This window comes from Breznakibacter xylanolyticus (genome assembly GCF_003254275.1).
In the GTDB taxonomy this organism is placed as follows: Bacteria; Bacteroidota; Bacteroidia; order Bacteroidales; family Marinilabiliaceae; genus Breznakibacter; species Breznakibacter xylanolyticus.
Genome location: NZ_QKZK01000087.1, coordinates 1 through 1,064, shown reverse-complemented (window position 1 = coordinate 1,064; position 1,064 = coordinate 1). Strand labels below are relative to the sequence as shown.

Annotated in this window: 2 protein-coding genes; both read left to right on the top strand. The window is 33.5% G+C overall.

Features of this window, described 5'->3' with window-relative positions; all coding sequences use genetic code 11:
* Nucleotides 1-81 precede the first annotated feature (81 nt).
* A complete protein-coding gene (locus tag LX69_RS17425) occupies nucleotides 82-525 on the top strand; it encodes an Imm51 family immunity protein (protein ID WP_170124460.1) in 444 nt (147 codons plus the stop codon).
* Between the two features lie 46 nt (nucleotides 526-571).
* Nucleotides 572-982 carry a hypothetical protein gene (locus tag LX69_RS17420; protein ID WP_111447299.1) on the top strand — a complete coding sequence of 137 codons (411 nt, stop codon included), beginning with the start codon at nucleotides 572-574 and terminating at the stop codon, nucleotides 980-982.
* Nucleotides 983-1,064: the final 82 nt, after the last annotated feature.

The following is a 1,064-nucleotide window of genomic DNA, read 5'->3' as shown; positions in this document are numbered from 1 at the left end:
TAACGGTTTGAAAGGAGATTCGCCCGCAATCCGCCACTAATGCTACACTACCCGTTGTGTGCAATTAAACCAGACTGCAAAATGAGACTCTTAAGTTTTATAATTGGATTGACGACATTGATAGGATGTAGTAACTCGATTGAGAAGAATGATAAACTTGTACATGCAATTAACGATACTTCGATTTCAATTCGTGGAAATTTAATTAAGATTGCTGAAAATGATTATAGATACGACTACTACGATGTAACGGAGAATGACAGCCATTCAGAGTATTTGCAAAACAAGGGATTTCAAGGAGGAGGTTATAGTTGGGAAGGAATTGTATATGGTGCGATTAAGCTATCAGACCCAAATATTTTAAATTCGATACGATTTGACCCTGAAGCAGAAGGATTAGCGATATGGAGCACTGATAAAACAAATTTGGAAAAAATAGGTCGATTAATTGCAGTGGTTAAATCTGACAATGGAATTTTAACAGAGTGTATTAGGGTTGCTAAGAATAGACTAAAAATGGAGTAGAATACAATATTAATTGTTTGATGACCTTTAATAAAGAATTGAAAAAATGAATTTAAGAGAAATAATTGTTTTATCTATTATAACACTTTTCGCTACAAGTTGCAGTGAGATAAATACAAATAATCCAATCGAAACCTACAAATACTGGTCGGGGACAAATCCTACAAAAGATTTAGAAGTTATTAATGGGAAATATTGGCAATCCGGTCACTGGACAAGAGAATATATAATGTGTTTAAAACTCAAACCTACAGAAAATTGGTGGAATGATTTTATTAAAGAAAATAACTTGACCATAGATAAAGGAGCATGGACAAAATCATCAGACTCACCAGAATGGTTTAATCATTCAGAATCGACAATAATATATAAACAAGAAGGAGATTTTGACCAAGGTTCAAGATATTTGAAAGACACGATTACTGGAGAATGTTACATTTATGAAATACAATTATAATAAATAACTGCACACAATATATAGGGATTTAAGCGGCATGTAATGCCTAGCGCGAATCCCAGGTTGAACTATATCCCGGATG

Bases quoted from the DNA above. Each gene is read 5' to 3' on its own strand.
- LX69_RS17420 (WP_111447299.1), top strand. From the start codon at position 572: ATGAATTTAAGAGAAATAATTGTTTTATCTATTATAACACTTTTCGCT.
- LX69_RS17425 (WP_170124460.1), top strand. From the start codon at position 82: ATGAGACTCTTAAGTTTTATAATTGGATTGACGACATTGATAGGATGT.